This is a genomic window from Vibrio sp. SG41-7, from assembly GCF_014164465.1.
GTDB lineage: Bacteria > Pseudomonadota > Gammaproteobacteria > Enterobacterales > Vibrionaceae > Vibrio > Vibrio splendidus.
This window is the reverse complement of the sequence record NZ_JACJFF010000036.1, coordinates 21,685-45,731: the sequence shown is the minus strand read 5'-3', so window position 1 is coordinate 45,731 and position 24,047 is coordinate 21,685. Positions and strand designations below refer to the sequence as shown.

Here is a 24,047-nt window from a genome sequence, read left to right as displayed (position 1 = left end):
GTTGAATTGAGTTTTTGTCAACACTCTCTCTATTGTTAAGTCAACATGAGCGGAATAAGTTACAAATCATTAACGAAACGAGTTTTAGACTGACAGCTGTGTTCGACAGGTTTTGGCTTTGTCGGGCATTAGGAGAAGAGAATGGAAGTTATTGTAATTGGCAGCGGTGTTATTGGGTTGACTAGCGCATGGTATTTGGCTAAAGAAGGTCACTCGGTCACGGTTATTGATCGTCAAGATGGCAGTGGTAAAGAAACCAGCTTTGCGAATGCTGGTCAAATCTCTTACGGCTATTCATCGCCATGGGCCGCCCCCGGAATCCCTTTAAAAGCGATGAAATGGTTAACCCAAGAGCATGCGCCACTAAAAGTGAAACCGTCACTTTCCCCTGAGTTAGTTTCTTGGGCGACGAAGATGCTCGCCAACTGCAACGAAGCTAAATATGCACAGAACAAATCGCGGATGTTGAGAGTCGCGAACTACAGCCGAGATTGTCTGACTGAGCTAAGAACCAGTGAGCAATTGGCTTATGAAGGTAGGCAGAAAGGGACGCTACAAGTGTTTCGAAGCGAAAAGCAATTGGATTTCATTCAGCAAGATATGAAGTTGCTACAAGAGAGCGGGATCGAGCATTCGTTGTTTGACGTTGAGCAGTGCCTATCCATCGAACCAGGTTTATCAGATGTGAAAGATAAGCTGGTTGGCGGCCTGTATTTACCACACGATGAAACCGGTGATTGCCATCAATTCTGTTTAACCTTGACTGAGAAAGCCAAGCAACTCGGTGTTAGGTTCGTGTTTGATACTGAAGTGGTAAGTTTGAATCATCAGAATCAAACCATTGAGAGTATTACCACGACTCAAGGTGAATTCAAAGCGGACGCTTACGTGGTCGCTTCAGGAAGCTACTCTCGAGACTTGTTGAAGCAAGTTGACCTGTCTATTCCTGTTTATCCAGTGAAAGGGTACTCGCTAACACTACCGATCGTGAATGCAGATAAGTCACCGGCCTCGACTGTAATGGATGAAACCTACAAGGTGGCGATGACGCGTTTTGATGACCGAATTCGTATTGCGGGTACGGCAGAGCTCGCTGGTTTTGACTACCTAATCCCAGAAAAACGCAAAGCCACGATTGATATGGTGATCAAAGATCTCTTCCCACAAGCGGGTGATTTTTCAAAGGCTGAATACTGGACCGGGCTAAGACCAATGACGCCAGATGGCACGCCTATTATCGGCAAGACTCCGATTAAGAACTTATTTACCAATACGGGCCATGGAACATTGGGTTGGACGATGGCGTGTGGTTCAGGGAAGATCTTGGCAGGCATAGTCAGTGGTTCTTCAAGTGATATCAAAACAGATGACTTGAGTATTCATCGTTATTTGTAGCGACGTGATGCAGTGATAATTAAACAACCCCATTCTTAAGTTTTCGAATGGGGTTACTTTTTCTGGGTGGGTATCGAAAGTTATCTGGTGGTGGTTTCTAGCACATGGGTAAATCTATCCCATGATTTTTGGTCAGCTTCTTGTTGATAGTTGTTTGAGCCGAATACGGTAAAGGCATGTGGCGCACCACTGTAGGTGATCATTTCATGCGGAACTTTGGTTGTTTCAAGTTGAGCGGCAAGGCTGCCAAAATCTTCCATTGTAATCATCGAGTCTGCTGTGCCATGGAACACGACAACCGGAGCTTTTGTCTCAGAGTAGTCTTGTCCTTTAGGTGTCGATAAACCGCCATGGAAGGTGACATAAGCTTTTGATGGGATACCCGCACGAGCGGCTTCTAAAACGGCAGCGCCACCAAAACAGTAACCCATCATCACGTTGTTATCTAAGTTACCACCAAGCCTTTTCGCTTCCATCGCCCCCGCATTAAGTAGTGCACGCATTTTTTCTCTGTCTTTATACAACTCGCCTGTGTGTTGTTTTTTGTCTTTCACTTCGGTCGGGCGAATGCCTTTACCAAATAGGTCGATGGCGAACACGTTGTAACCGAGTTCGTTGAGCATCTCAGAACGTTTCTTTTCGTAATCAGTTAAGCCATCCCAATCGTGAATTAGCAGCACCAAAGGCGCTTGGTCACTGGCCTCACTCCAATAACCTTCGTAATCCATACCATCGACTTGGTAAGTGATGTTTTCTCCTGAAATCGCAGAGAAGGGCAGTAAAACTGAAAACAGGCCGAGCGTAGTGATTGTTCGCATGCGTGATTCCTTTCGATGACAATTGATGTTCCAATCGAAAGTATAGATAACGCGATGATTCTCGCCAGATTTCTGTTTCTAACTTGAAATGTATGGCAGGGATAGCAGGTGGCTATTGCTGATGAATAGCCATCGATAGGGAGTGCGATGGCTGTCTTGTGATGTTTTCAGCTTACCAAAACTTGAATAGCTAAACTGGGGAATAAAGGAAAACAACTACCAAGATGCGTTGGTTTTGCTAATGCTCATCTCTGGATACTTACGCTGATAGCGTGGCAACATCGATTCATTGCCTAAGATGCCGCCTTGATGGATATAGATGACGGTTTTGGTTGGGTTGTCTTCTTGCCATTGTTCCAAGCATTGCCACATCAATGGGTCGTAGAGCAGGTCGAATTCAATATCCGTTTGTTCTTGTAGATCCAACCAGGTTTGATAGTCCTGTTGATACAACTTACCAAAGTGGTGCTTGGTTTTGAGCGGTAAGATCTGTGGGTGATCAGATTCGCCAAGTTCATTGAATTGCTGCGTTAAATAGTCGCTGCCGCCAACACACGCACAGGTTAACACCGGGATGTTGTGCACTTTTAAATGCTTATGCAGATACAGAGCCGTACTGCCGGTGCCTGCTGGTAGTGCGACCACGAAATCGTGTTTGTTTTCGAAACGCGTCCAGCTGAGTATTTCCATCGCCAGTTGCTTCACGCCGTATTCAGAAAGCTGAGAGCGTCCACCTTCAGGCAATACAATGCACTGAGAATCTGGCTGTCTTATTTGCTCAATATACTCCTGAGGATGAAGCTCAGAGCCCGTCTCTTTGACTGAAATCACCTTAGCGCCCAAGTCTATAGCTCCACGGTAATTGCCGATTGGACGTTCTTGTAGCCATTGAGGAAGGCGGTCAACGTAAAACTCAAGCGTCCAGCCTTTAATTTTTGCAAGTGCAGCGAGTGAGAATAGAGAGTTAGCTTGCGCAGAACCGTAGCTGATTAAGGTTGTCGTATTCGGGTGTTCGTCTTCGAGTAGCTTCATGAACTTTCGTGCTTTATTGCCGCAAAAGTGAGAGTGGAGTTGATCGTCACGCTTCAAGAAAAAGGTGTGGTCGTTGTATTGATGTTGAGTTACAGGGCTATTATTTAGTTTCATCGCGCTTAGACAAAATGCTGACTAAGAAGCCAGCATTTTTAGTTCAAATAGGACTAACAAGTATCTAGTAGCCTGCAAGTGCTGTAAACCAACTAAATCAAGTTTTCGTCGGATATTGAGTACAGCTCTAAGAGATTATTTGGTGCTGATCTAGTTGATGTTTATGTTTTTGTAGATGTTTGTTTAGATGAGGTTGAATCTGTCTGAAAGGCGATTCTGGCAGTGCACCCTCCAGAGTTGCGATTGACCAACTCAAAACCCCAATGGAAGCGTTGGCACAAGTCGTCGACAATCAATAAACCTAATCCATGACCATTCGGATTGTATTGTTCCTGAAGGCCTTCACCTTGGTCTTCAATCACAATACTCTGTTCAGACAGGGTAACCGTGACAGTGCCACTATTGGTCGCTGCAATGGCATTCCTCAATAAGTTGCCGACCAACATATTCATGATCGCGCTGGTGGCTTGAATGGTCGGCTCTGATTGAATGTGTAGGGATATCTCGACTAGCTTTTCATCCGCCTGTAATGAATTCTTGGAAACGATAGCTTCTAACTCTTGCTGACTAAACAAGCGCTGTGGTGCATCGTCACTGTTTCTTTCATAACGAACTAAACCGAGTAGGGCATCGACCATTTCTGACATCTGGATAATGGCTTCATCAATGCGCTCAACCTGACGAGATTGAAATTCCGTTGTTTCGCTTCTTAATAGCAATTTATTCGCACCACGAGCGACCGTTAGTGGGGTTCTTAACTCATGACTTGAATAACGAGCAAACGCCTGTTCACGTTTGATCAAGGAATTGATTTCTCTACGGTATTGATTGAGTTGGTCTGTTAACTGACGAAACTCAACAGCTGCACCTTCACTGACATCAAACTCTTCCCCTAGGTCGAGTTTGTTCGAATTGAGTTGCTCAGATAGGGAATTGAAAGGCTCAATCAGTCGTTTGGAAAGACGAGAGAGTAAGGTACCAAAGCTAAATATCAAAATGGATAGCAGCACCAACACGAACGAGATGGCGTATACCAATTCATAGGTATCAAATTCGACGCGATCTATCTCAGACATAAGGATGATCGGGTAAGTTTTACCTTCATGAGAGTATTCTCCCACATAGATCATTCGTGATTCCGGCTCGTCGCCGACTTCACCAAGGAAGTTATCCTTACCTTCTATATAGGGTATGTACTCTTTTGGTACAAATGACAGGTCATTGTACGCCATGGTGAGACCGTCAATACGTATTGCGCCGCTCTCGCCAGCTTGAAAGAGTTCGACAGCATAGTTTCGGTCAATCAGGATGCGTCTTTCTCCAACCCGGTCTTCTGACATATACAACCCGGCAACAAAAACGACATAGACGAATGCAGACACAATCACGGCCATCAACCCAAAGAAAACTGCTAGGCGGCCTGTGAGGGTTTTGGTGCTTGTCAGAACATTTGAAATCAATTCGATGGCTCCAGACGGAATCCAACTTTAGGAACGGTAATCAACATTGGGGTGTCAAAAGGTTTGTCGAGTTGATTACGCAGTTGATAGATATGGCTACGTAACACATCGTTGTTGGGTTCGTCTTCTTGCCATAGCTTGTAGGAAATATCTTCACGAGTCACTACTTCAGGTGCTTTTTGGCACAGCATCTCAAGGATGGTGTAAGTCGTTGGGTTAAGCGCGAGCAGTTTGTCTTTACGGTAGGCTTTACGGGTTTTTTGATCAATGGTGAGTTCATCAAACTGAAGCTTAGAAGAAGCCACTTTTCCTCGGTAACGACGAACAAGCGCGTTCATTCTGGCTTCCAAAATATCCAAATCAAAAGGTTTAGTTAGATAGTCATCGGCACCATGCTCAAACCCTTTTAACATATCATCTCGGCTATCTAACGCGGTCAGCATTAGAATAGGCGTTGCGTTGCCTTGGTCTCGCAGTTTATTACAAACCGTGAGGCCGTCCATTCTTGGCAACATCAGATCCAATATGATGATATCAAATGAGTTTTCCAACGCGAGTTGCAGGCCGAGTTCGCCGTTGTCCGCATAATCGAGTTCCATGCCAATACACTCAAAATAATCAAACAAGACACCTGCGATTTCACGGTTATCTTCGACTAATAGAACTCGTTTCATTTTGATTCTCATACAGAAATAGACGGTAACATTATCCTGAGTGAGCGTGAAAAATATGTCAATAACATAACTTTCACTTATGGGAGGGTAGATTGGATTCAGATTAAAAAATAGAAGAACGTATTATGTCTGAACTTCATATAAGCCGCCCTAAGATATCTACATCGCAGATCAACCCTGCGGTTTCTCTGTCTATCATTGTGCCTTTTTACGATGAACAAGAGGTATTGGAAGAGTTCCACTCTCGCCTTACCAAGGTGCTTGATAGCTTGCCCATCAAGAGTGAAATCGTTTATGTCGATGACGGTAGCAAAGACAGTAGCTTGGAGTTGGTGAGTTCATTCACTTCAATCAATAGCTCAATTTCTGTTATCGGTTTAAGCCGTAATTTCGGCAAAGAATCAGCGATGAGCGCAGGCCTTGAGCACTGTCGTGGACAAGCGGTGATTTTGCTAGACGCTGACTTACAAGATCCACCTGAGCTGATTCCGCAAATGATTGCCAAGTGGCGCGAAGGTTATGACGTCGTCAATATGCAGCGCAGCCAGCGTGATGGTGAAACATGGTTTAAGAAGTTTTCAGCAGCGAGTTTTTACAAAGTAATGAACGTGGCTGCGAAGATTGATGTTCCTGAGAATGTGGGTGATTTCCGACTGTTAAGCCGAGAAGTTGTCGACCATATCAATCAGCTTCCAGAACGTAACCGCTACATGAAAGGCATTTTTTCATGGCCGGGTTTCCGACAAGCGACGCTCCAATTTAAGCGTGATGCTCGCTTCTGTGGTGAGACCAAGTGGAACTACCTCAAGTTAATCGGTTTGGCGATGGATGGGATTACCTCGTTCTCTATCCGACCTCTGCGTATTGCGACGGCCGTTGGTGGTTTAGTGGCGCTTACTGCTTTTGTGTATGGCGTCTTCATCGTATTCAAAACCATTATGTTTGGCGAGCCTATCACGGGCTACCCGTCAATGATGGTCGTGCAACTTGCCCTTGGCGGTATTCAACTCCTGAGTATTGGTTTAATGGGTGAGTACATAGGTCGTATTTTTATCGAAACCAAGAATCGCCCTCTGTATCTGATTCAGTCGGTGGTCGATACACCTGCATTAAAAACACATTTCAAATTAGAGGAGTCAGCATGAGCCTGAACCGAACGCACCTATGGTATTTGTTGGCTTTTGCATTGGTTCTAAGACTCCTATCTTTGGCGACTTATCCGTTAATGGATACTACGGAGGCGCGCTACGGAGAAATGGCTCGCTTGATGGTGGAAACCGGCAATTGGTTAACACCTCAGTTTGATTACGGCATTCCTTTTTGGGGCAAGCCACCGTTGTTCACATGGATGAGTGCTGCTGGTATTGAGCTGTTTGGTTTGAGTGAGTTTGCTGTTCGTGCACCTCACTGGTTAGCGGGAGTAGCGACAATTTTGTTAACCGCTTACATGGCGAAGCGAACTGGGCAAAGTGCGTTGGTTGCCGCGGTAGTGTTGGCGACATGCGGTATTTTCTCTATTGCCGCGGGCGCTGTGATGACAGACATAGCATTAACCTTAGCGATGACCATTGCCATGTTAGGCTTCTACTTGTGTTGGCTAGGAGGAGAAGGTTGGAAAGGTGAAGGCAGTGCGAAGACTAATCGATCATGGGGTTATGTTGGTTTCATTGGCTTAGCACTAGGCTTGCTTGCAAAAGGGCCAGTAGCGATTGTGATCATGGGTATCGCAGTTTTCCCTTGGTTAGTATTACAACATGGCTTCTTTGGCGCTTTCAAAGTGCTTTGGCAACGCTTTCCATTGTTGTCTGGCTTGGGTGTGATGCTAGCGATTGCTTTGCCTTGGTACATCATGGCTGAAATGGCAACACCGGGCTTTATTGATTACTTTATTGTTGGCGAGCACTTTAAGCGCTTTGTTGTGAGTGGCTGGGAGGGCGATTTATACGGTTCTGCCCATGACCAAGCAAGAGGCATGATCTGGCTGTTTTGGCTTCAAGCGGCTGCGCCGTGGTCGATTGTATTACCTATATTGGCATTTGCTCGACGTAAGAAAATTGCAGAAATTAATACTGAAAATCGCGGCTTGTTTTCATTTCTTGTCTGTTGGTTGATTTCACCTCTGATTCTTTTCACTATGGCGGGCAATATTCTCCCAGCTTACGTCCTACCAGGTATTCCGGCCCTTGGCTTGTTGATTGCTATACTCGTAGTGGAAAAAGATAAGAAGTGGTTCCCGAGCGTGGCTTTGGTTCTACCTGTGTTGCTAATGATTGCGATGGTCTACCTGAATCTCGGAAAGGCGAACGAGAAAAGTGACCGTATTATCTTCGAACAGATTACGGATTCTTCGCCAAGCTTTTACGTGGGTAAACGACCATTCTCTGGGCAATTTTACAGTCATGGTCAAGCGAAAAAACTTCTCGATATCGAGCAGCTAGATGGCATTGATAAGTTCTATCTGATTGGTAAAAGATCTGAAGTGGAAACCAAGATTAAAGAGAACGCATTAACGTGTATTCTAGAGCCGACGGTGAAAATAAAGCGTGCTTTATTCAGCTGTCATAGCTCAAGCATCAAGCCAAATCTATCGTTGAGTCATATTCAAAGTGGCAGCGATGTTCAGCGTTAACTCGGGGTTACGAATGTTCAACAACAAGCTTCAAACGCACAGTCAGAGGTTACAGTCCCACCACAAGGTGGTTCGATTTGCTGTGGTTGGGGTTGGTGGGTTTGTTGTTGATTGCTTAGTGTTTGCGTTACTGCATTATGCCGTTGGGCTGCCTTTAATGAGTGCACGGATAGGATCTTTCATTGCAGCCGCAACGACAACGTGGTTTGGTAATCGAGTGCTAACTTTTGACTTCAAAGGGCAGGGCAGTTGGTCAGAGAAGTTGATTCAGTGGCAAAAGTTCATGTTTTCCGCATCGATATCGGCGATACCTAATTTGCTGTGCTTTAAGCTGATGACGGAATTGCTTCCTGCATTTACTGGGGCTGTATTTATCGCAATGGCCGTTGGTATCTTGGTGGGCATGGTCACTAACTATTTGTTTAGTCAGTATTGGGTCTTCACCCGTTAAGCTCTCTTGTAATCAATTAGCCAAGTGAAACCTTCGGTTAGTCATTAGGGCGTATTGACCTTTCGCGGTTAAATTTTGTTCGAGATAAAAGCGTTTTAATAGAGGCGAGGGAGAAGTAGCCTAGTCATTCTAAGCAAATCTCCCTCAACAAAGAGTAAAACGCTTTTAGCCGAACCCTTCGGGCAGCGTTTGCTGGTCATTTCTACTACGTTATCGGCTTCTCATGTAGGCTAGCTACACATCAAAGCCTCTGCCTTGTAGAAATGTCCAGCAACTCGCTGCAAAAATCAGCTCGAAAGATCAACACGCCCTAGTAACAGACACAAAAAAGCGCAGCTAAAAAGCTGCGCTTTGTGTTTTATTATCGTGAATTGTATCGGTTCGCGATATTAACGCTGTGTTGCGCGCTGGCGATTCTTTCCGTTACTTGCAGGTTTACCACCTTGACCATTACCCGCTTTGTTGCGGTTTGGCTTGCCATTTCCGCTGCCATTGCCTTGCGATTGCTGGCTAGCAGGGGCTTTTTTGATGAAGCCAGTCGCTGGTTTATTACCATTGCCGTTCTGCTTTCCGTTGCCCTGATTGCCGTTGCTTTGGCTACCTGTTGGCTTCTTACCACCCGGTTTAGGCTTATTGCCACCAGGCTTAGAATGGTTACGTGGGCTTTCGCCACCAAGACCCGGTTGAGCTTTACTGTGCTTAGTTGCGAAACGTTGTGAACCATGACGACCAGACTTACGACGCTGTGCCGGTGTCTGAGCCTCAAAATCTTCTTCTGGCACCAAGCAGTTCGCTTTGTCACCAATTAGGTGCTTTTTGCCCATGCTGATCAGTGCTTCACGGATGATCTTCCAGTTTTCTGGATCGTGATAACGAAGCAATGCTTTATGCAGACGACGTTGACGATCACCTTTAGGTACTGGAACATCTTCACGTTTTTTGTATTTCACGCGCTTCAGAGGGTTAGTCTCTGAGTAGTACATCGACGTCGCATTACACATTGGCGATGGGTAGAAGTTCTGTACTTGGTCACACTCGTAGTTATGCTTTTTCAGCCACAACGCAAGGTTAAGCATGTCTTCATCTTCCGTGCCCGGGTGAGCAGAGATGAAGTAAGGAATTAGGTACTGTTTTTTACCAGCTTCAGCGCTGTACTTCTCGAACATCTCTTTGAAACGATCGTAAGTGCCCATGCCCGGTTTCATCATCAGATCCAGAGGGCCTTTTTCAGTGTGCTCTGGAGCAATCTTCAAGTAACCACCAACGTGGTGAGTTACAAGCTCACGAACGTATTCTGGAGACTCAATCGCAAGGTCATAACGAACGCCTGATGCGATCATCACTTTCTTGATGCCCGGAACCTTTCTCGCTGAGCGGTAAAGGTCAATGGTGTGCTGGTGGTCTGTGTTCAGTTTTTCACAGATTTTAGGGAACACACATGATGGGCGACGACAGTTAATTTCAGCTTTAGGATCAGAACAACCTAGACGATACATGTTCGCCGTTGGTCCACCCAAGTCAGAAATCGTACCGGTAAAGCCAGGTACTTTATCTTTAATGTCTTCGATTTCATCCAAGATCGATTCTTTCGAACGGTTCTGAATGATACGACCTTCGTGCTCTGTGATTGAACAGAAAGAACAACCACCAAAACAACCACGCATGATGTTAACCGAAGTTTTAATCATGTCGTATGCAGGGATCTTTGCTTTGCCATACATAGGGTGCGGAACACGCTTGTACGCAAGGCCAAACACGTAATCCATCTCTTCAGTTGCAAGAGGAATTGGCGCTTGGTTTACCCATAGTTCGCGGTCACCGTGACGTTGAATAAGAGCACGGCCCGAATACGGGTTGGTCTCTAGGTGCAGAATACGGCTAGCGTGAGCGTAAAGAATACGGTCGTTATTGAGCTTTTCGAAACCAGGGATACGAACCGCGGTTGTTTTTGCATCGTGACGAGAAGGACGAATAGTAATTGGCTGCGCCTTTACTTCTTCTTTTTCATCTTTCTTGGTATCACATTGCGTTTCTACTTCGTACGGGTTAACCGGAACATAGGCTTTGTTCGGTTTTTCGATACGAGAAGAATCAATAATTTTGTAACCTTCAGGCGCTGCAGGCAAGTTGATAGCAGTACCGCGGATATTGGTCAGCGTAGACATGTCTTCGCCATCGGCAATGCGGTGTGCCACTTCAACCAGTGCACGCTCAGCGTTACCGAAAAGAAGAATGTCTGCTTTTGCATCAAACAATACAGAGCGACGAACTTTATCAGACCAGTAGTCGTAGTGCGCAACTCGACGTAAGCTTGCTTCAATACCACCAAGAACGATTGGCGTGCCTTTGTAGGCTTCACGACAACGTTGAGAATAAATCAGAGTTGCACGGTCAGGACGCTTACCACCTTCATTGTTTGGTGTGTAGGCATCGTCATGACGAAGTTTGCGATCAGAGGTGTAGCGGTTGATCATGGAATCCATGTTACCCGCTGTGATGCCGAAGAATAGGTTAGGTCGACCCAGTTCCATAAAGGCATCTTTACTGTCCCACTTTGGTTGGGCAATGATGCCCACGCGGAAACCTTGAGCTTCAAGCAAACGGCCAATGATAGCCATACCAAAGCTCGGGTGATCGACATAAGCGTCACCAGTTACAATAATAATGTCACAGCTATCCCATCCAAGAGCATCCATCTCCTTTCTACTGGTAGGCAAAAAGGGTGCTGTTCCGTAGCACTCGGCCCAGTATTTTTTGTGTTCGTGAATAGGAGTGATATCGCTGTACATATTTCAACCTCTGATTTTTGAGGCGGGAATTATAGCGGCATGAGCCTAGACTAGCCAGTAGAACATGCCCCTGTTAGTTCTGATGTCTTTCGCCATTTTGCAGATAATGCTGACAAAAGAACCATACAACAGCATAGTTGAAGCCTTGAATAACGTCGCTAATTTGTGATTTTGATTAGTGTTCGCAGCAGTTTTTGATATTATTCGCGAAAATAAGTCTGAATAAGTAGATCCACAATGGTCGAATCATTATTAGTACAATTTGCTCCCATGCTATTAGGAGCCCAACTGATCTTAACCCTCATCTTGGTAAAAGGGGATATTTGCCCGGGACAACGTGGCCGTATTCACAAGATGTTACCTGCGATTGGCGTGCTTTGGCTTGCTGTTGCTTCATTAAGAATTGAAGCGTTTCTTGTCGTGTTCGCGATCTTTTATTTCTATTCTCAAGTTCAAACCAAGAAGACACGTGATTCTGGTCCTATTTGGGTGATGTACCTTGCGTGTGGTTTGGCGCTGTCATACGTTGCTATTCAAGCGACTGAGCAAGCAACCACCGTCGGTATTATTACTACTTTACTGCTAGTGGCACTGTTGGGGTCTGCGTTTGGTCATTTACTGCTGACGATTGCGAGAACACGCTTACAAGCATTTCACCGTGTTCTGCCTGTTGTGGGCGTATTAACAGGCATGCTGGTGGTTTTGGCGACGGTCGTAAATGTTTATTCTCTGTCTGAAGCTCAATTAGAGCCAATGATTTCAACCCTACTGTTTAGCTTTGCTTTGCTAATATCAGCTATCGTAGTGTGGTGTTGGCATCTATTGTTCGTTAAAACCCCTGAAAAGCTTCAGCTGACTATTTCATTGTTGATGTTATTGGTGGCGGCCGTTGGTTTAACGCCAGTTTGGGCGATGTAGGCGGTTACTGATCTCACAAGCCTTTCGGTGTTGAATCGAAAAAGTGTGATCTGTTTTTTAGCGTGGTGTTGGTAAGCGTTCTAAACTTAATTCTAATCGTGTGTTCGTTAGGAGTTCAGGATGGATTTAAGCAACGTCAAAGGTTTCGATAGCATTATTTTGCTGGGAATCGTGAATGAAAAACTTCGCTTAGAATGCGATAGCTTTGAAGAGCTGATCAGTATGTATGAAATGGATATAGAAAGTGTTGTAGGTAAGCTTGATATGCTTGGCTATCAATACGATCCATTAACTAACCAGTTTAAGTCTTATCCAAGATAAGCAACAAACTGGCGCATGTTCTGTCGATTGTTAGTTAGCTATCGATTGTGAGCCAGTTATCGAGAATGAACTAGTTATCGAGAGTGAGCCAATATCGTGAATGAACAAGTACCGCCATCGTCGGTACTAAAGCTAAAAGAAGAAAGTCACAGATAATCTGTGACTTTTTTGTTTCTGGCGCATGCCTATCAGGTTCAACGCAGGCATAAACTAACCCAACAACGAGTCTCTTAAACGACCTCAATGCCATCTAGGTGACTCTTACTTTGCTGTCTTGCCGTGCTAAAGAAAGCTTGCAGGTAACGTTTGTCTTTTTCTGAGTTTCTTACCGCTGCGAACAACCTTCTTGAAAGCCCTTTGCCTAATGGTTTGCTGGCAATGAGTCCTTGCCTTGAAAATTCACTGATTGCCCAGTTTGGTAATGCTGCGACACCTAAGCCTGCTGATACCATTTGTACCAACATTAATGTGTTGTCTGCCTGTTTCCATTTCTTTGGTTCAACGCCTGCAGGTTGCAAAAAGTGTTTTACTACGTCGAGACGCTGCTTTTGAACCGGATAAGAGAGCATCGTAATATCACTAAGATCTTGCGGCTCAATACTCGACTTTTCGGCTAAAGGAGAGTTGATCGCGGTGATAAGACGCATCTCAAAATCGAAAAGCGGTTCGTAATGGACTTCAGAACGGGGCTGTATATCAGAGGTGATCACCAAATCGAGTTCTCCAGCCATCAATGCCGGTAGAGGCTCAAACCCGAACCCTGACGAGAAATCTAGCGTCACGCTTGGCCAAGCAACTTGGTACTCTTTCAACGCGGGCATTAGCCATTGGAAGCATGAGTGACACTCGATCGCCATGTGCAATCGGCCATTCACATCCTCTTTTAGGCTCGCCAACTCATTCTCTGCTTTAGCAATCTTTGGCTGTATCTCATCCGCGAGCTTAAGCAAGATCTCACCCTCAGAGGTAAATTTCACTGGCCTAGTTTTTCGTAGGAAAAGCTGACCGCCAATACGCGCTTCAAGGTCTTTTAATTGATGAGAAAGCGCCGACTGAGTCAGGTGAAGAGAGGTCGCAGTGGCTGTTAACGATCCGCTGTCTCTCAAGGTGGTCAATGTTCGAAGGTGTTTAAGCTCTATCATGAGTATTCCTCATATTCCCTAAGCCAATTCAATATTTCTTAATAATCACCCTACGGTGTTTTTGCTCTTTTGTAAACGTCTAGATGTCCAGATGGATTTAAACTGTTCATCTTTGGATGATTCAAGATGAATATTATTAATAAACAAGATGAATATTTGGACGTTGTCCATAGATCGGATTAAGGCGATAGTTTAGCCATCCAGACGCCCTTGTAGAAAAGTAAAATCATCAAAGGCAGTCTGACCGGAAATTAAAATTATCGAATAAGGAACAGACTCATGACGACAACAACGCATATTCTTGGCTACCCACGTATCGGCGAAAAAAGAGAACTTAAATTCACGCTCGAGAAATACTGGCGCGGTGAAATCGATCAATCTGAGCTCAAGCAACTCGGCAGCGAATTAAGAAATCGTAACTGGAATGTACAAGCTGACGCGAATCTAAGCTTTGCAACTGCGGGTGACTTCGCATGGTACGACCATGTTCTAACAACGACTCTACTTCTAGGTCATGTGCCAAAACGTCATGCTGGTGGAGCAGAAGATGAAAAAGCCTTCCCAGATCTGGATACCTTGTTCCGTGTAGGTCGCGGTCAGTCTCAAGTTCAGTCTACTTGCTGCGGTGGTACGCATACGTCTAATGATGGCACTAAAGACAGTTCGGCTGCTTCCGACATGACGAAATGGTTCAACACCAATTACCACTACATTGTTCCTGAGTTCAGTAAAGACGACACCTTTGAAGTGAGCTGGCCGCAGCTGTTTGACGAAGTGAACGAAGCGATAAAAGCAGGACACAAAGTTAAGCCTGTACTTCTCGGCCCACTGTCATATCTGTACTTAGGCAAAGAAGTGGAAGAGGGCTTTGACCGCTTAACCTTGCTTCCACGTTTGCTTACTGCTTACCAAGCGATTTTGGCAAAACTCGCCAAGTTGGGCGTTGAGTGGGTGCAAATCGATGAGCCCATTCTATCTCTGGAACTTGAGACTAAGTGGGCTGATTCATTCAAGTTGGCTTATCAAGTGATTCAAGGCGATGTAAAACTGCTGCTTACCACTTACTTTGATTCGGTGACTGACACGTTAGATAAAATCGTAGAACTTCCCGTCAACGGTTTACACATCGACTTGGCTGCAGCACCGCAGCAACTTAATGAAGTGGTAAGCAAGTTACCGGAAGATTGGGTGCTTTCTGCAGGGGCGATTAACGGTCGCAATGTATGGCGTGCTGATTTGGCCACGCAGCTAGAGCTGCTACAGCCAGTGAAAGAGAAGTTAGGAGACAAACTGTGGGTGGCAAGTTCAAGTTCACTGCTGCACAGCCCGGTGGATTTGGAGTTAGAAGACTCGCTCAGCGAAGAAGTGAAGAGTTGGTTTGCCTTCGCGAAACAGAAAGTCACGGAGGTGAGCTTATTGGGGGCCGCGTTAGATGGCGATCATAATGCCATTTTAGCGTGTGAGACGTACAGCCAACCTATCGTTGCTCGTAAGAGCGCGACTCATGTAAACAAACCTCAGGTACAAGCTCGCCTCAATACCATCACTAAAGCGTTAGCTGAGCGAAGTGCACCTTATGCTGAACGAGCGGCGCATCAGTCTGAAGTTCTCGGCTTACCGTTGTTACCAACAACAACGATTGGCTCTTTCCCACAAACCGGTGAGATTCGCGTTCAACGTAGCGCCTACCGCACTGGTCAATTGAGTGAAGCGGAATACACCACCGCACTAAAAGGTCACATCGCGGATGCGGTCAAACGTCAAGAAGCACTTGATTTGGATGTGCTTGTGCATGGTGAAGCCGAGCGTAATGACATGGTGGAATACTTTGCAGAAAACCTAGCCGGCTTCCAAACCACCAAATTTGGTTGGGTACAAAGCTATGGTTCTCGCTGCGTGAAACCTGCAATCGTGGTTGCGGATATTGAGCGTGAAAAGCCGATGACAGTGGAATGGTCTACCTATGCTCAATCTCTGACTTCAAAGCAGATGAAAGGAATGCTTACTGGGCCAGTGACTATCTTGTGTTGGACATTCCCACGTGAAGATATCTCGCGTAAAGAGATCACCAATCAATTGGCGTTTGCGCTGCGTGATGAAGTGTCGGATTTACAAGACGCTGGAATCAACATTATTCAAATCGATGAGCCTGCTATTCGCGAAGGCCTGCCGCTGAAAAAACGCGACCATGCAGAATACTTAGAATGGGCGGTCGATGCCTTTAAAATTTCGGCTGCGAGTGCCAAGCCTGAGACTCAAATCCATACACACATGTGTTACAGCGAGTTCAACGAGATCATTGACTCAGTGGCTGCGCTAGATGCCGATGTGATTACCATTGAGACTTCTCGTTCGAACATGGAATTACTGAAAGCGTTTGAAGAGTTCAACTACCCGAATGCGATTGGCCCCGGTGTTTACGATATTCACTCACCAAACATTCCATCAGAAGAGTGGATTGTTGATTTGCTGAAGAAGGCGGCAGAGAAAATCCCGGCAGAACGTTTGTGGGCAAACCCAGATTGTGGTCTTAAGACACGTAACTGGGCAGAGACAGAAGCCGCACTGACCAATCTTGTATCGGCAACTAAGGCACTGCGTAAAGAGTGGGAATCGGCAGGAGTTTAAGCTTAGCTAGCGCTAGGGTTCGATTACTCTCAAAAAACAAAGGCCTCGCAAATGCGAGGCCTTTCTGCTTGATGCTTGTTCGAATCTCGAATTTAGCTGCTGCTTTGGCAAGTATCTTTGCTGATCAGCTTCTCAACCATCAATTGTCCGCGAGTGTTGCGAATCTTGATGTTGTAAGCCAAACCCATATCGAGGTTTGCTCTGACTTCAGAGTTAGTGCAGTAGCTATTCACACTCATGTCTACAACTTGGTTCAAAGGCTTAGCACCTTTAGCGTCTTGGTTGTAGATCATCATGATCTCGATAACGGTGTTTTTTGCCAATACACGCATAACTGAAAGTGGGCCATACTCAATCGGCAGGCCAGCAGATAAAACGCCAGCACGGTGTTGTGCCATCATTTCAAGCTGTCTTTGTTGGTCTTGCTCACTTGAAGCACAGCCTGCAAGCAGAGCTAAAGCCAGTGAGCCAATAATCCATTTTTTCACGTTAAAATACTTTCTTGAATGGTTTTACGATGACATTTTGGTAGACACCAGCATCAATGTACGGGTCTGCGTCAGCCCATGCTTGTGCGTCTTCTAAAGAATTGAACTCAGCAATTACAGTAGAACCTGTGAAACCCGCTTCACCAGGGTTATCTGAATCGATAGCTGGCATTGGGCCTGCTGTTAGAAGTCGACCTTCATCGTGAAGTGTTTGTAGGCGTTCTAGATGTTGTGGGCGAACACTTAGGCGTTTTTCTAATGAGTTTTCGACGTCTTGAGAAAAAATCACGTACCACATGTTGAGATATCCTTATGTTACTTCACTGAATTAGAGCGATTAAATTATTTATCTGGCTAATTTACGCGAACTAATGGGTATTGGAAGAGCTAATGATAAGAAATTGTGAAATGGTGCGGCAGAGTGAGAAGGTCTTTAGCATTTTTAATCGAAATGACTAAAGACCTTTTAGAGAGATAAGGTCGTCGAAGGACTATTTGTTGATTGGGCGAGGTTTACCGCTTTCGTCTACAGCAACGTAGTTGAATGTCGCGCCACATACCTTGTAACGATCGCCGATGCCGTGATCAAGTACCGGCTTAACCCATACCTCTAGGTCGATATTCATCGAGCTGCGGCCAATCTTGGTGCAGTCGCCATAAACACAGACTACATCGCCAACCGATACTGGCTGTTTGAATTCGATGCTTGATACTGACACGGTGACTATTTTTCCGTTTGAGATCTCTTTAGCCAATATTCCGCCAGCCAGATCCAGTTGAGACATTATCCAACCACCGAAAATCTGGCCTGCTGCATTGGTATCAGAAGGCATCGCCAAGGTGCGAAGAAGTAAAGAACCAATCGGGTTCAAAGTTGATTGAATAGTCATTGTTGTACTCTTAATGGTATTGATTGTTTTAAATTAAAATAGATGTGTTTGCGGGACTCGCGGTGGTCGTTTTTAACGCATTCACCGAACACAAACAACCAGTGGCCAATGATCACGAGTATCATTGGCCACTGTTAAATCGCATATTGATAATAATTGTATCAAAAAGGGGATGCGGACTCATCCCTAAGGGTTATTTCTCGTCGGTATTTTTATCTGAGAGCTCTTGTTGCTTATCGTTTTCTGGAGCTTGCTCTTTTGACTGAAGCTGGTCTTTTGGTAAATGCTTATAGATATAAACACCCGTTAGCAAGGTAAATGCAAAAGTAGCGATCAGTAAGCCAAACACTTTGAAGTTTACCCAAACATCCAAGGGTAGGCTGAAAGCAACGTAAACGTTGAGAATGGCACATAGAGTAAAGAACAAAGTCCAAGCCCAGTTGATCTTGCTCCATACCGCTTCAGGAAGTGTGATCTCTTTACCCAGCATGCCTTTAATCGCTGACTTGCCCATGATGTGACTGACGGTCAGGCCGATAGCGAACAATGTATAAACGATGGTTACTTTCCATTTAATGAAGTTGTCATCGTGCAAGAAAATGGTCATGCCACCAAATACGGCAACCATCAGAAAGGTGATGATCTGCATTTTCTCTACTTTCTTGTAGATGACGTATGTCAAAACGATTTGTACTGCGGAAGCAACAATCAATGCACCTGTAGCCGTGTAGATGTCATACATCTTATACAGCGCAAAGAAAATAATGAGAGGAATGAAATCAAGGATTTGCTTCATGTGGCACTGACTGTCCAGTTAGTTGAGTTGCAGACAGTCTAACGAAAACTGTCTCGATGCTAAATAGCCCGAGACAATTGGGTGCTAATTAATTCCATGTAAATGCTTTATCTAGTCGGATCTTTTCATCATCGAGTTGGATAACGTTATCGCATTGATGTGGTTTGGTAGCGAGGTATTAGCTTCTTGATATCTTCAAGGTAACCTTCGCTCTTTAAGCTGTCTAAGGTGTTTTCGAGCTCTTGCTCACTCATGGCAAAACACGTCGATTTGCCTGTCGTTAGGTCGAGATACTCGTGATATTCACGCTCTGTGAAGTGGCCAATTCTGTCCATTAATAAGGTTTTAATTCCATGGTGAATCAAGCCGTAATACGTATGTCTTTGTAAGGTCATAGCCTATCCTCCGTGACAAGCTGCAGTGAAACTGTTGCAACCTGCTGTATATTGGTTGGGTTATCTATGACAAAGCAATTCGAATGCCATTTTCTCTAATTGAACGGAACATTTTTCCTACCAAATAGAATTGAATTTCTTTTCAAACAGTTAAAGCAAGGTACGTTCTATTCTCTGACAACCAATACGTAACAGACATAAAATAGTTTCATTTTGAGAATGGTGAATTTCTCATTATGACGTACTACTGCCGATTATAGTGGAGCCTACCAACGATGATTGCCGCTAATCGACGAGCCAATCAACCAGCGTAGATAAGGATGTATTTTGTCGATTCTTAGGCTGCAGCAAGAAGTAACCATTTCCAGAAAAGACACTGCCTTCACTCACTTTCACCAACCTGCCCAAATCAATATCTTGCTTAGCCAGCGTGATATCGCCTATGGCGATGCCAAACCCTTGAATGGCTGCGTTCATCGCTTGATCAAGTGTCGCGAATTGTTGGTTGTTCTTACTTGAAAGGTCATGACTTCCTATGTGCTCTAACCAAAGTCGCCAATCACTCTGCTCATTGTTGGCGTGTAGCCAAGTGTATTGAGCGAGCTTGTGTGGCTTGATGAAAGTAGAAGCGCTACTTACAAGATGGCCCTGCGTAATGCTTTGCGCCTGGCAGACCGGAGCCAGCTGCTCGTTGAACAATAACTGGCTCACAATCGATTGTTGGTTTGGCTTCTTTCCATAGGTGATTACGGCGTCAAACGGGTCAAAGCTTGGTTCAAAAACGTGCTTGATGGTCGACGTGAGCTCGACATCAATTTCAGGGTAGGCTTGCTGAAAAGACATCAATTTGGGTAGCAGCCAAGAGGTAATACAGCTGGGGGCGTTGAGTTTGATCTTAGAGGGAGAACTTGCCACTTGATTGAGAGCCGATTGCAGTTGATGAATCGTTCCTTGTATCAGGGGAACCAGTTCTTTGCCTTTCGGAGTTAAAGACAATCCTCGAGCGTGTCGATAGAAGAGATCACAGCCAAGGCTTTCTTCAAACGACAATATCTGACGACTTACTGCACCTTGCGTAACATTGAGCTCATGTGCCGCGCGCGTAAAGTTGAGATGCCTTGCCGTCGACAAGAACGCGAGCAAAGTTTTGGTTGAAGGAAGTGTGCGATTCATATCTTTACCTATGATTTTTTATCATGGCTATTATGTGATTATTTCGATTCATTTATCAATAGTGTTCTGTTTGAATGTAAATACTTAATCATCATTTGTGATTCAATATGTGTATAAGTCACATTTTTTGAATATGAAGGCAGTGGTGAAGACATTGTGATTTTGTGAAAGGGATAGCTTCTTGACATCTTTTATCGATAGTTTAGTACCTCAGGCTGTAAAAAAATTAATACCTTATCAATCAGCAAGAAGAATTGGTGGTGATGGACGAGTCTGGCTAAACGCCAATGAATTGGAAAGCTCGTTGTTTCCAGGAGAAGCAAGCCACAATAGATACCCAGATTTTTTACCGCAAGATATTGCCAAAGCTTATCAAGCATATTGCGGAACTGATGCTGAGACTGTTGCTGTTCGTGGCGCCGATGAAGCGATTGATTTGCTGATCAGAACATTCTGTAAGCCAGCGAGTGACAATATACTTATTTGTTCACCAACGTATGCAATGTATGAGTTTTGCGCCGATGCATTGGCGATCGATACCTTGGACTCTCCGTTGCAGGAAGATTTCAGTCTTGATGTCGCTGATATCGTGAACAAAGCGAAGTTGGCTAATATTGTGTTTCTTTGCTCACCAAATAACCCAACGGGCAATGTGATTCCCAAATCGGATTTGATTCAGGTACTGGAAGGTACGATTGGAAAATCTCTAGTGGTAGTCGATGAAGCGTATATCGAGTTTGAACCACAAACGTCAGCGGTGAGCCTTATTGAGCGTTATCCGCATTTGGTAGTGATTCGCACCTTGTCTAAGGCGTTTGGACTGGCTGCGGTTCGATGTGGCTTTATCATAGCGAGTCAAAATGTGATGCAGTATGTCGCTAAATTAATTCCACCGTATCCAATGCCAGATTGCTCATCTCAAATCGTGTTAGACGCATTGTCTGATGAGCGAGTCTCAGTGATGCAAGACGCCACACAAAAGCTGGTCGAACTACGTAACTGGTTTGCTTGTGAGTTAACGCAGTTTGATTTCATCGAGTCGGTTTACCCTTCATCGACGAACTTTATTTTGCTGCGTCAAAAACCAGGGCATCAAGTGTTCAGTGTATTGGCGAAGGATGGCATTGTGACAAGGAATCAAAACCACGAACCTGCTTTGCGTAACTGTGTTCGAATCAGTATTGGTAGCCAAGAGAGCATGTTAGAAGTGATAACGTCACTAACACGCTACCAAACCGAGCTACAACAGACTCAACAAGATCAGCAAAAACGACAGCATCAACAAGATCAATATATAGAAACTCAATCTCAACTCGATAAAGATCATATCTAGGATGGCAATGATGAAAAAGATAATACTAGGACTCGCTTGTGCGGCCGCTTTACTTGGTACAACGGTACAGGCGAAAGAAATCCGTTTGGCGTCAGACTTTACGTATCCGCCATTTAACTACAAAAACAGTGATGGTGTGCCTGTCGGGTTTGATATTGAGATAGCTGATGCCTTGTGTGAGCAAGCCAAACTCGATTGTACTTGGGTTTCACAAAGTTGGGACTCGCTAATTCCAAGTTTGTTGGCAAGAAAGTCAGATGTGATTATGGCTTCAATGCGTATTACCGAAGAGCGTAAGCGTAAGATTTTGTTCACCGATAAGTACTACCAAACACCAGCCGTGTTTGTTGCTGCTAAAAGCGCGGAATTCAGCGTCGATGAGGCAGGCTTAGCAGGTAAAACCATCGGTGTTCAGCAAGGTACGATTCACGATCGCTACGTAACCGACAAGTTTGGCGATGTGGCAAACATTAAGCGTTATACCGGCCAAGATGAAGTTTATCTGGATCTGCAAAACGGTCGTCTAGATCTAACCTTCGGCAACTCAGATCAACTGTCATTAGCTTTCTTAGATAAGAAAGAAGGAGAGGACTTTGAATTCAAAGGCAAAGCAGTGACCGACAAAGCCTACATTGGCGAAGGCACGGCACTAGCGTTAAGAAAGCAGGATTCAAAACTGGCGAAACAATTCAATGCCGCGATTGAAGAGATCAGAGCGAACGGTACTTACGACAAGATCGCCGCTAAGTACTTCACGTTTGATATTTATGGTGCTGATTTGTAATTCGTCTAACGCCTAAAAACTAGAACACCAAAAACAAAAATCCGAGGGCTGTGAGGCTCTCGGATTTTTTCGTTTATGTCAGCGGTATCAATTCAATTAACAATCAATAATCAATAATCAACCATCAACTTAGCGTTTAGTCTTTACGCTTGCTGTTTTTGTAGCTCAGCTTCTTGTTCTTCGTCTTTGATTAGAGAATCAACGATTACTGCACATGCCGCATCACCAGTGATGTTCAGAGCAGTACGGATCATGTCGAAGATACGGTCTAGAGCGAACAACAGAGGTAGACCTTCAATAGGGATACCAGCTGCTAGAAGAACCGCAACCACTAGGAAAGAAGGACCTGGAACACCCGCTTGACCAACCGCACCTAGGGTAGACGTTACGATGATAGCAACGTAAGCACCCATAGATAGGTCGATGTTGAACAGCTGTGCGAAGAAGATAGCAACTAGGCCGTAGTAAATTGCGTTACCAGACATGTTGATCGTCGCACCAAGTGGCAGAACGAATGAAGCCGTAGAGTTACGAACACCAAGTTCTTTCTCTACCGTTTCCATTGTTACTGGCAGTGTCGCCATTGAAGAGGCTGTTGATAGTGCAACCGCTTGAGGCTTCTTCATTGCCACTAGGAACTTCTTAGCTGAAGTCTTAGTGAAGATCTGAATCATCAGTGGGTATGCCACAAAGCCGAAGATAAGAATCGCAGCAATGTAGACAATGAACAGCTTGAACACGACCATAAGTGCGCCAAAGCCGAATGTACCTACTGCTTCTGCCATTAGGCCGAATACGCCAAGTGGTGCAATGATCATAACCTTGTTGATCATCCAAACCATAGCGTCAACAATCGCGTTTACGCCATTGATGATTGGGTCACGTTTTTCTTTCGCTTGTTTAGAAATCGCAATACCGAAGAATAAGCAGAAAACGAGAATTTGCAGAATGTTAGCTTCGTTCAGTGATTGGAAAACGTTGGTCGGGATCATGCCCGTGATGGTTGCCCAGAACGTTGGAAGTTCGCCTTTCGCAGCGTATTCAGAAGAGAACATACCTTCAACGCCAGAAACATCGATACCACGACCCGGTTCGAATACTTCACCCATTACAAGCGCTAGTGCTACAGCAAGTGCAGACGTTAGTGCAAAGTAACCCAGTGTAACCACACCAACTTTACCTGCCGATGAGCTATTACCTAGACCTGCAGCACCTGAAATTAGGGCAACTGCGACTAGAGGAATAACCAGCATCTTGATTAAATTGATGAAGATTGCGCCCAGTGGAGCGAACATTGTTGCGCTGTCACCCATCATTGCACCGACAGCGGTACCGATGATCATTGCAATAACGACTTGAACGCCGATGTTGCTTAGTAAACTCTTTTCTTTTAACACTTCCATAACCTCTGTGCTACTAAATATAAAAATCCCAGAACTACTCACCAATGTACGATGTACCATTGGATTAATATTTCGCGACGAGTTTTACACGTATCCTTTACATTTATCAATATGAGCAGAGGTGAAAGTCTCTGAAAAACTGGTGGTCTAATGTCATTTGTTGATTTTGCACAACAATGCAATCGTTTGCCTTGGTTTTTTATTGCGATGTTATTTGTTGAATTTATAAAAGACTTTTCGCTGGAGATTTTGTGAATGATTTACAAGCGCTGGTATTGAAAATATCTTGTTAACATTTTGATTTCATTTGCGAGTGTTTTTTGAACACCTATGTTGGGGTGAATCCACAGCTACGTGTTGTGTGAAATTTAGCCTGAACTATGCTTAAGGTATCTATTTATTACCAAGATGTTA

Annotated in this window: 22 protein-coding genes; 9 read left to right on the top strand and 13 right to left on the bottom strand. The window is 44.7% G+C overall.

Annotation, left to right across the window (positions count from 1 at the left end; genetic code table 11):
- The first annotated feature begins 141 nt into the window (after window positions 1-141).
- Window positions 142-1,395 carry a D-amino acid dehydrogenase gene (locus tag H5300_RS11930; RefSeq protein ID WP_182796039.1) on the top strand — a complete coding sequence of 418 codons (1,254 nt, stop codon included), beginning with the start codon at window positions 142-144 and terminating at the stop codon, window positions 1,393-1,395.
- Between the two features lie 80 nt (window positions 1,396-1,475).
- Here the strand turns inward: H5300_RS11930 and H5300_RS11925 are convergent, their stop codons facing one another.
- From H5300_RS11925 to H5300_RS11910, 4 genes are all read right to left on the bottom strand, one after another.
- A complete protein-coding gene (locus H5300_RS11925; protein WP_004736498.1) occupies window positions 1,476-2,213 on the bottom strand; it encodes a dienelactone hydrolase family protein in 738 nt (245 codons plus the stop codon).
- A 216-nt stretch (window positions 2,214-2,429) separates the two neighbouring features.
- Window positions 2,430-3,359: a pyridoxal-phosphate dependent enzyme gene (locus H5300_RS11920; protein ID WP_182796038.1), complete on the bottom strand. Its 930-nt coding sequence runs from the start codon at window positions 3,357-3,359 to the stop codon at window positions 2,430-2,432.
- A 161-nt stretch (window positions 3,360-3,520) separates the two neighbouring features.
- Entirely contained in the window at window positions 3,521-4,819 is a 1,299-nt protein-coding gene (locus tag H5300_RS11915) for a HAMP domain-containing sensor histidine kinase (RefSeq protein ID WP_182796037.1), read from the bottom strand.
- Window positions 4,816-5,493 carry a response regulator transcription factor gene (locus H5300_RS11910; protein ID WP_004736501.1) on the bottom strand — a complete coding sequence of 226 codons (678 nt, stop codon included), beginning with the start codon at window positions 5,491-5,493 and terminating at the stop codon, window positions 4,816-4,818. Before H5300_RS11910 ends, H5300_RS11915 begins: the two co-directional genes overlap by 4 nt.
- Before the next feature lie 125 nt (window positions 5,494-5,618).
- Between H5300_RS11910 and H5300_RS11905 the strand changes: the two genes are divergently transcribed.
- Genes H5300_RS11905 through H5300_RS11895 form a run of 3 tightly spaced genes read left to right on the top strand, consistent with a single transcriptional unit; the run spans window position 5,619 to window position 8,573 of the window.
- Window positions 5,619-6,638: a glycosyltransferase family 2 protein gene (locus H5300_RS11905; protein ID WP_004736502.1), complete on the top strand. Its 1,020-nt coding sequence runs from the start codon at window positions 5,619-5,621 to the stop codon at window positions 6,636-6,638.
- On the top strand, window positions 6,635-8,122 hold the full coding sequence (locus tag H5300_RS11900; RefSeq protein ID WP_182796036.1) for a glycosyltransferase family 39 protein: 1,488 nt from the start codon (window positions 6,635-6,637) through the stop codon (window positions 8,120-8,122). The genes H5300_RS11905 and H5300_RS11900 overlap by 4 nt, the downstream gene beginning before the upstream one ends.
- On the top strand, window positions 8,109-8,573 hold the full coding sequence (locus H5300_RS11895) for a GtrA family protein (protein WP_017093111.1): 465 nt from the start codon (window positions 8,109-8,111) through the stop codon (window positions 8,571-8,573). The genes H5300_RS11900 and H5300_RS11895 overlap by 14 nt, the downstream gene beginning before the upstream one ends.
- Before the next feature lie 389 nt (window positions 8,574-8,962).
- Here the strand turns inward: H5300_RS11895 and H5300_RS11890 are convergent, their stop codons facing one another.
- The gene (locus H5300_RS11890; RefSeq protein WP_405055137.1) at window positions 8,963-11,269 is read right to left on the bottom strand and encodes a YgiQ family radical SAM protein; all 2,307 of its coding nucleotides are present in this window, start codon (window positions 11,267-11,269) and stop codon (window positions 8,963-8,965) included.
- A 330-nt stretch (window positions 11,270-11,599) separates the two neighbouring features.
- Between H5300_RS11890 and H5300_RS11885 the strand changes: the two genes are divergently transcribed.
- Window positions 11,600-12,280: a hypothetical protein gene (locus tag H5300_RS11885; protein WP_017080955.1), complete on the top strand. Its 681-nt coding sequence runs from the start codon at window positions 11,600-11,602 to the stop codon at window positions 12,278-12,280.
- Between the two features lie 120 nt (window positions 12,281-12,400).
- The gene (locus tag H5300_RS11880) at window positions 12,401-12,601 is read left to right on the top strand and encodes a DUF4250 domain-containing protein (protein WP_004736508.1); all 201 of its coding nucleotides are present in this window, start codon (window positions 12,401-12,403) and stop codon (window positions 12,599-12,601) included.
- 230 nt (window positions 12,602-12,831) lie between these two features.
- Here the strand turns inward: H5300_RS11880 and H5300_RS11875 are convergent, their stop codons facing one another.
- Window positions 12,832-13,743 carry a LysR substrate-binding domain-containing protein gene (locus H5300_RS11875; protein WP_102497985.1) on the bottom strand — a complete coding sequence of 304 codons (912 nt, stop codon included), beginning with the start codon at window positions 13,741-13,743 and terminating at the stop codon, window positions 12,832-12,834.
- 279 nt (window positions 13,744-14,022) lie between these two features.
- Between H5300_RS11875 and metE the strand changes: the two genes are divergently transcribed.
- Window positions 14,023-16,371 carry a 5-methyltetrahydropteroyltriglutamate--homocysteine S-methyltransferase gene (gene metE / locus H5300_RS11870; RefSeq protein WP_182796034.1) on the top strand — a complete coding sequence of 783 codons (2,349 nt, stop codon included), beginning with the start codon at window positions 14,023-14,025 and terminating at the stop codon, window positions 16,369-16,371.
- Between the two features lie 92 nt (window positions 16,372-16,463).
- On the opposite strand, the gene H5300_RS11865 is transcribed toward metE, so the two are convergent.
- The 6 genes from H5300_RS11865 to H5300_RS11840 form a co-directional block, all read right to left on the bottom strand.
- A complete protein-coding gene (locus H5300_RS11865) occupies window positions 16,464-16,859 on the bottom strand; it encodes a GspS/AspS pilotin family protein (RefSeq protein WP_102311435.1) in 396 nt (131 codons plus the stop codon).
- 1 nt (window position 16,860) lies between these two features.
- Window positions 16,861-17,157, bottom strand: coding sequence for a YciI family protein (locus H5300_RS11860; RefSeq protein ID WP_004741234.1), 297 nt, complete (start codon window positions 17,155-17,157; stop codon window positions 16,861-16,863).
- A 193-nt stretch (window positions 17,158-17,350) separates the two neighbouring features.
- Window positions 17,351-17,749, bottom strand: coding sequence for an acyl-CoA thioester hydrolase YciA (gene yciA / locus H5300_RS11855; protein ID WP_017061510.1), 399 nt, complete (start codon window positions 17,747-17,749; stop codon window positions 17,351-17,353).
- Between the two features lie 193 nt (window positions 17,750-17,942).
- Window positions 17,943-18,545 carry a septation protein A gene (locus H5300_RS11850; protein WP_182796033.1) on the bottom strand — a complete coding sequence of 201 codons (603 nt, stop codon included), beginning with the start codon at window positions 18,543-18,545 and terminating at the stop codon, window positions 17,943-17,945.
- A 146-nt stretch (window positions 18,546-18,691) separates the two neighbouring features.
- The gene (locus H5300_RS11845; RefSeq protein ID WP_004736516.1) at window positions 18,692-18,940 is read right to left on the bottom strand and encodes a hypothetical protein; all 249 of its coding nucleotides are present in this window, start codon (window positions 18,938-18,940) and stop codon (window positions 18,692-18,694) included.
- A 285-nt stretch (window positions 18,941-19,225) separates the two neighbouring features.
- Window positions 19,226-20,113: a LysR substrate-binding domain-containing protein gene (locus H5300_RS11840; RefSeq protein ID WP_017094465.1), complete on the bottom strand. Its 888-nt coding sequence runs from the start codon at window positions 20,111-20,113 to the stop codon at window positions 19,226-19,228.
- A 181-nt stretch (window positions 20,114-20,294) separates the two neighbouring features.
- On the opposite strand from H5300_RS11840, the gene hisC reads away from it, so the two are divergent.
- Both hisC and H5300_RS11830 read left to right on the top strand, forming a co-directional pair.
- Window positions 20,295-21,446: a histidinol-phosphate transaminase gene (gene hisC, locus H5300_RS11835; RefSeq protein ID WP_182796032.1), complete on the top strand. Its 1,152-nt coding sequence runs from the start codon at window positions 20,295-20,297 to the stop codon at window positions 21,444-21,446.
- Between the two features lie 10 nt (window positions 21,447-21,456).
- Window positions 21,457-22,230 (top strand): ABC transporter substrate-binding protein, encoded by a 774-nt coding sequence (locus H5300_RS11830; RefSeq protein ID WP_102450290.1) that lies wholly within the window; start codon window positions 21,457-21,459, stop codon window positions 22,228-22,230.
- 143 nt (window positions 22,231-22,373) lie between these two features.
- Here H5300_RS11830 and H5300_RS11825 read toward each other — a convergent pair whose 3' ends face one another.
- On the bottom strand, window positions 22,374-23,693 hold the full coding sequence (locus H5300_RS11825) for a dicarboxylate/amino acid:cation symporter (protein ID WP_310736122.1): 1,320 nt from the start codon (window positions 23,691-23,693) through the stop codon (window positions 22,374-22,376).
- Window positions 23,694-24,047: the final 354 nt, after the last annotated feature.